Genomic DNA, 5,482 nt, shown 5'->3' with positions numbered 1-5,482 from the left:
GCAACCGGATTGTCGTCATGGGGATCGCCGCAATTGTGGTGATCCTTGCGATTGCCGCGGTGCTGTTGTTCATAAACCTGCCCGATGCCAACGCGTTCAATCTGCGGGTTGAACAGCTGTTTGTTGAAAACGACAACTTGACCAGCAACGCCGAGATCAAATTGCTCGAAATCTTGGCGGGGTCCGGAACTGCGTTTTCCGATACGCTGGCGTCTTACCGTTTCGTTATCTTTGTGTTGCTCATCTTTGCGACTGCTTTGCTGGTCGCAGCAGTTGCGTTTTTGGTGATGCTGATTGCACTGAATCGACGCATGGGCCGGATTGAACGCCAAGGGATTGAGGTCAATTCACTCACGATAAGCCGTGACGAGAAAGCGGTTTATCTGAACGATTTTGCATTTAAGCTGACCGACGCAGCAATTGAGACGCTGTCGGTATTAGCAGAGGCGCGCATGGACGATGAGGTGCTAACAGGCGCCGAAATCGAAGGCGTGATTTCAGGCCGTGATGCATCCGAATGCGACGAAGCGGCAGGCGCAACGCGCATCAAACGCCTGCGTGACACACTAGGTAATCAGATGATGAGCGAACTGCTGGTCAAAAACATCGCCCGCAAAGGTTATATGTTGGCAATTGATAAGAACGTCATTCGGATGATTTGACGGCTTGCTGAAACGAAATTCGCAATGGGTCCTGTCAACAAAGGTAGTGACGCCACGTCATCAGCCTATTTCTTGTGCGTTCTTAAAACTTTTATGAAACTTGCCTTTATTTTTTCACAATGTTCGATATATGTGGGTCTTGTAATTAGTTGCCTTGTTTCTTGTTAACTTCTTGTTTTTAGGCGCAGCGGGATGCACCCCGTTGCGCCGAAGCATCTTGTTTTACAATCGTTTGCTTAGCTACGTCTTAGTGTATCGCCAGCTGCAAGCGTCGGGCTAAGCTCAATAATTGGACCATCGGGCACATCATCACCGCGGTTCAACGCCGCCACGATTTGCGCTGCTTTGATGCCAATGTCGCGGCGACACGCATCCATAGTCGCCAACTGACGCGGCAAACCATCAAGCAACTCAACACCGTTAAATGCCGCGAGCCCGATCTTGCCGGGAATATCGATCCCTTGCTCGTGTAGGTAAAGCAGCCCACCTGCCCCGATCATGTCGTTCGAGTAGTATAGAAAATCCAAGTCAGGCGTGCGTTCAATCATCTTGGCCGTCATCTCGCGGCCCTTAGCCAGCGCGGACCCGCCCGAGTAGAATTCTTGATCCGCGATTTCGATACCCGCTTTGGCAAGTGTGCGTGTAAAGCCCTCGAACCGTTTACGCGCACGGTGATCCAGCGGCATTTTGGTACCCATAAAACCGATACGCTTATAGCCCGCAGCAATGATCTCTTCAGCCATCTTGCGGCCAGCGCGCCTGTGCGAAATCCCAACGCAGTGATCAATGGGTTCGCCGTCGACATCCATAATCTCGACGACAGGAATACCCGCTTGACGCAACATCGCTTGCGACGCTTCTGAATGCTCTAGCCCCGCGATGATGACGCCTGATGGACGCCACGACAGCATCTCGAACAGAACTTTTTCTTCTTTTTCGGGCAAATAGTCTGTCACACCAACAACTGGCTGCAGATCAGTACTTTCTAGAACCTGTGAAATTCCCGAAAGCACCTCCGGAAAAACCATATTCCCTAATGAGGGAATAATAACCGCTACAAGATTGACCCGCTGCGACGCCAAAGCGCCCGCAATTTTGTTAGGCACATAGCCTAGCCGTTTGGCCGCTTCTTGGACTTTTTCACGAGTAGCGGCGCTGACATCGCCCTTATTCCGCAAGACCCGGCTAACAGTCATTTCGCTGACACCGGATGCCTCAGAGACATCACGCAGGGTCAAAGGGCGCTTATTCGTATTCGTCAATGGGGCGTTCCTATTGGTGGTTTCCCTATTGTTATCCGGCCTTCACCACAAAAGCTAGCGGGCGGTGCCCGTTGACCCGCTGCGCAAAGGCAGGCATTGAATATCCGCGTGGTCCCGTGGCTCAACTGGATAGAGCAGCCCCCTCCTAAGGGGCAGGTTATTGGTTCGAATCCAATCGGGGTCACCACTCAGTTTCATGAATTTTCGTCTCACGCGTTTGGGTTGGATTTCCCGCGCAATTTCAAACGCATCGCTTGCAGCGACCGCAAGAGAGACGCACCGATACCCTGCTTCAGCCCATTGACTTACCCATCGTCTCTGTTGATCAATTTGGTCGGTGCGGTTTTGTATGGATTTCCCTGATAAGGGCCGATTTACAGGGAATTTCGCCTGAATAGCGGAATTTATGGTGAATTTTCTGCACTTTATACACGTAAGTTCAGGGGCTTACGAGTAGATTTCCCTACCTCAGGAACAGGGAATTCCTTGGGGCTATCAGGGAAGCTTGTGCGCGGAACAGGGAGTGCGGATCTCGATCAGGGAAAGCTCAGTTTGCGTTGCCGAACTGCTTTTCCTGAGCGGCCCAATCCAATGGAATGTTTGCGCGGATGAGTTTCTCGAGCGTGAGATCCTTGTGCTGAGTGCCTCCCAGAATCGCCTGCTGGAGATCCGGAGACAACGTCGCCAGTGGTACGATCCGCCGCATGTAGCTGTCAGAACAATTATAGTCAGCTGCGATCTGTTTGACAGACTTGCCCGATTTGAGACTGTCGGCCCAATGGTGCGCATTTTGCAGAGCACGGATCAATGTTTGATCTGGGTCAGGCTTCCGATCACCAGCGACAATTTTCATCCCCATACCACGGCGGCGCATTGTGAACATCGTGGAGTTTGTCAGCATGGTGGGTGTGAGATCTCCACTCCGGCACTCTAGCAGTTCAGCCAAGACGTCTCGATCCAACGCGATGTCCAATTGCCCCTTGCTGATTGTTCCGTGGTCAATGGCCGCAGCCGCGCAGGCAATCCCCTTTTGCTGGATTTGCTTCGCAAGAGACGTTGCACTTTTACCGGCTGCACGCATCTGATTGGCTGATCCCGTCTGAACGACAGTCAAGGACTTGGCATGATGCAAAAGATGATCTGCAACTGACTGCGCCACAACATCCTCCAATTGCTTTGCGGGAAGCCGCCAGCCATCCGGGCGGGGTTTGCCAGTGACGTAGCCATTGGAGACATAGTACCGAAAAATCCGGTTATGTCGTTTGGTGTGTGTTGGCGTTAGACGCTCGCCAGCGTCGTCACGCAGCTTGCCCAGAAGTGGCGCATCTGTGACGCCTTGATTGATCTTTTTAACACCGCGTCTCTTTGCGCTGGCGGCCTGGAGCTTTGTTTGAACAGCATCCCAAAGGTCGTCATCAATGATGGCCGGATGCACGCCGGGCCAGATTTTGTCTTTGTGACGTATCAGCCCGCGATAAACTGGATTGGTTAGGAGCGCGTGGAGCAGACCCCGCCCAAATGCAGTGCCGCCTTGGGTGCGTCCATCTGCAAACGTGCGCCGCTTGGTGCGCAGTCCTGCTTTTGTTGCCGCTTGCATCGTCGCGTTGAGGCAACCCTCACCGAGGTAAAGCTGAAACACCTTCCGCACTGTCTCGGCTTCCGCTTCATTGACCACCAACTCGCGGCGCGTCTTGTCGGGGTGTGGATCGTAGCCAAGCGGGGCGAGTCCACCCATCCAGAGGCCCTTCTTCTTGGAGGCCGCTATCTTGTCTCTTATCCGTTCAGCTGTCACTTCACGTTCAAACTGCGCGAACGACAGCAGCATGTTCAACGTCAACCGCCCCATTGATGACGAGGTGTTGAATGATTGGGTGACGGAGACAAAGGAGCAACCTGCGACTTCCATGCGCTCGACCAGCTTTGCAAAATCTGCCAGTGAGCGCGTCAGGCGGTCAATCTTGTAGACGACGATCATGTCGATGCGCCCTGTATCAATGTCACTCAGGAGCCTTTGCATCTGGGGTCTGTCGAGCGTGCCACCTGAGATACCACCGTCATCGTAGCGCTGCGACAGTAGCTTCCAGCCTTCGTGCTTTTGGCTGGCGATGTAGGCGGTGCAGGCCTCATATTGCGCATCAAGTGAATTGAACTCTTGATCCAAGCCTTCCTCTGTCGATTTGCGGGTGTACACGGCGCAGCGAATCTTGTTCATGACGCGACCTTGGTGAGCCCAAAGAAGCGCGGGCCTGACCAGTGGGCCCCGGTGATCTCTTTGGCGATGGCGGAGAGGGACCGCCAGTCCCTGCCCTGCCATGCAAAGCCCTTTTCTGTCACATCAACGATGTGCGTGACCCCGTTCCACTCCCGCACGAGACGCCCGCCGGGCTTAAGCTTTGTGGCGGCGTGCTTGGCTTGCTTGTCTGTTGGCTTTGCAAGGGCCCGTTGAGATTGCCGGCTCAAGCCTTGCTTTGCTTGCACCTGCACTTCGAACGCGAGGAACCTGCGCATCATGGACTGGCTGAGACCCTTAGGCGCAGGCGTTCGAAAAACCTCCAGCCAGGCATCAAGCAGCGCTTCGCGTTCCATAGACCCGATATCTTCAAGCCGTATCATTTGGTGTGCCTGGGTCATCGTTTGGACCTCTCAATAACGGTGCGCGACATGCGCAGCTCGGTACTGAGGCAAGCCCGATCGTAGCCGGCGTGGGTTCAGTGACGCTCTTTGCGTCTCAGAAGTCCAATGGACTTTGCAGAGTGCGCGCAGAAACTGCCCTGATTGGGCAGTGGACTATCAACTACTGTGAAGTCTGAACGAAAACGGCAGTTAGCGGCTCACCAGAAACGCGTGCGCAACTCTGCTGCTTGAAAGCGATGCAGATAAATATGTTCAATGCATACACAGAGACAGTTCCGCCAACACACCCCATATTATTTGCAATAACAATGGGTTACGAATATTTCCCTTGCCAGAATTGCTGACATGTGCGATTGAGATTTTGTTCTCCTTACGGGAACACGCCGCCCAGTCGGCAGCACGCGCTAGCATATCGGTCAGCACAGAGCATTCAAAGGGCAGCTCCGCGGATCGATAAGATCTGGGGGTTGTTGAGTATGCTCTAATCAACTTCCAATCCGATCCTTTTTGAAAAGAGCGCTTTTTACGTCAATCCGAAAGGAACATTTTTATGTCTAAAAACATGAACCAAACTTGGGTGGCCGACCATGTGGTCCTTACACCCATCAATAATCTTAATGCCTACGCCCAAAACAACCGGATCCACAACGCGGCTTCCATCGACAAACTCAAAGTCTCCATTGCGACCTTTGGCTATGTGATCCCGGTCCTTGCCGCCGCTGACGGCACCATCATTGCGGGTCACGGACGCGTTGAGGCTGCCAAGACGCGCGGCATTGCCAACATCCCCGTGGTCGTCGTCGACCATCTCTCTGATCCCCAGATCCGCGCATTGCGGATTGCCGACAACAAACTCGCAGAACTCTCGGACTGGAATGAGGCGGCGCTCCATATCGAGCTAGGAGAATTGATGGACTTGAGCCT

General features: G+C 53.5%; 5 protein-coding genes and 1 tRNA gene. 3 read left to right on the top strand and 3 right to left on the bottom strand.

Annotated elements, in window-relative coordinates; genetic code table 11:
* The coding region (locus QZ197_RS14570; protein ID WP_296432862.1) for a hypothetical protein at positions 1-662 on the top strand (662 nt) is incomplete at its 5' end.
* Positions 663-898: 236 nt separating this feature from the next.
* On the opposite strand, the gene QZ197_RS14565 is transcribed toward QZ197_RS14570, so the two are convergent.
* The gene (locus QZ197_RS14565) at positions 899-1,924 is read right to left on the bottom strand and encodes a LacI family DNA-binding transcriptional regulator (protein ID WP_296432861.1); all 1,026 of its coding nucleotides are present in this window, start codon (positions 1,922-1,924) and stop codon (positions 899-901) included.
* A 110-nt stretch (positions 1,925-2,034) separates the two neighbouring features.
* Between QZ197_RS14565 and QZ197_RS14560 the strand changes: the two genes are divergently transcribed.
* Positions 2,035-2,111, top strand: a tRNA-Arg gene (locus tag QZ197_RS14560).
* 360 nt (positions 2,112-2,471) lie between these two features.
* Here QZ197_RS14560 and QZ197_RS14555 read toward each other — a convergent pair.
* Both QZ197_RS14555 and QZ197_RS14550 read right to left on the bottom strand, forming a co-directional pair.
* Positions 2,472-4,136 (bottom strand): recombinase family protein, encoded by a 1,665-nt coding sequence (locus QZ197_RS14555; RefSeq protein ID WP_296432859.1) that lies wholly within the window; start codon positions 4,134-4,136, stop codon positions 2,472-2,474.
* Positions 4,133-4,537 (bottom strand): DUF2924 domain-containing protein, encoded by a 405-nt coding sequence (locus tag QZ197_RS14550; protein ID WP_296432864.1) that lies wholly within the window; start codon positions 4,535-4,537, stop codon positions 4,133-4,135. Before QZ197_RS14550 ends, QZ197_RS14555 begins: the two co-directional genes overlap by 4 nt.
* Before the next feature lie 571 nt (positions 4,538-5,108).
* On the opposite strand from QZ197_RS14550, the gene QZ197_RS14545 reads away from it, so the two are divergent.
* A partial coding sequence (locus QZ197_RS14545; RefSeq protein ID WP_296432857.1) for a ParB/Srx family N-terminal domain-containing protein occupies positions 5,109-5,482 on the top strand: 374 nt, incomplete at its 3' end.

The sequence above is a fragment of the Yoonia sp. genome, assembly GCF_017854415.1.
Taxonomy (GTDB): domain Bacteria; phylum Pseudomonadota; class Alphaproteobacteria; order Rhodobacterales; family Rhodobacteraceae; genus Yoonia.
Note: the sequence above shows the minus strand (reverse complement) of the source record. Positions and strands in the feature narration are given on the sequence as shown.

What these genes read in the sequence shown, in the direction of transcription:
- QZ197_RS14555 (WP_296432859.1), bottom strand. Translation starts at nt 4,136, where the DNA reads ATGAACAAGATTCGCTGCGCCGTGTACACCCGCAAATCGACAGAGGAA.
- QZ197_RS14550 (WP_296432864.1), bottom strand. Translation starts at nt 4,537, where the DNA reads ATGATACGGCTTGAAGATATCGGGTCTATGGAACGCGAAGCGCTGCTT.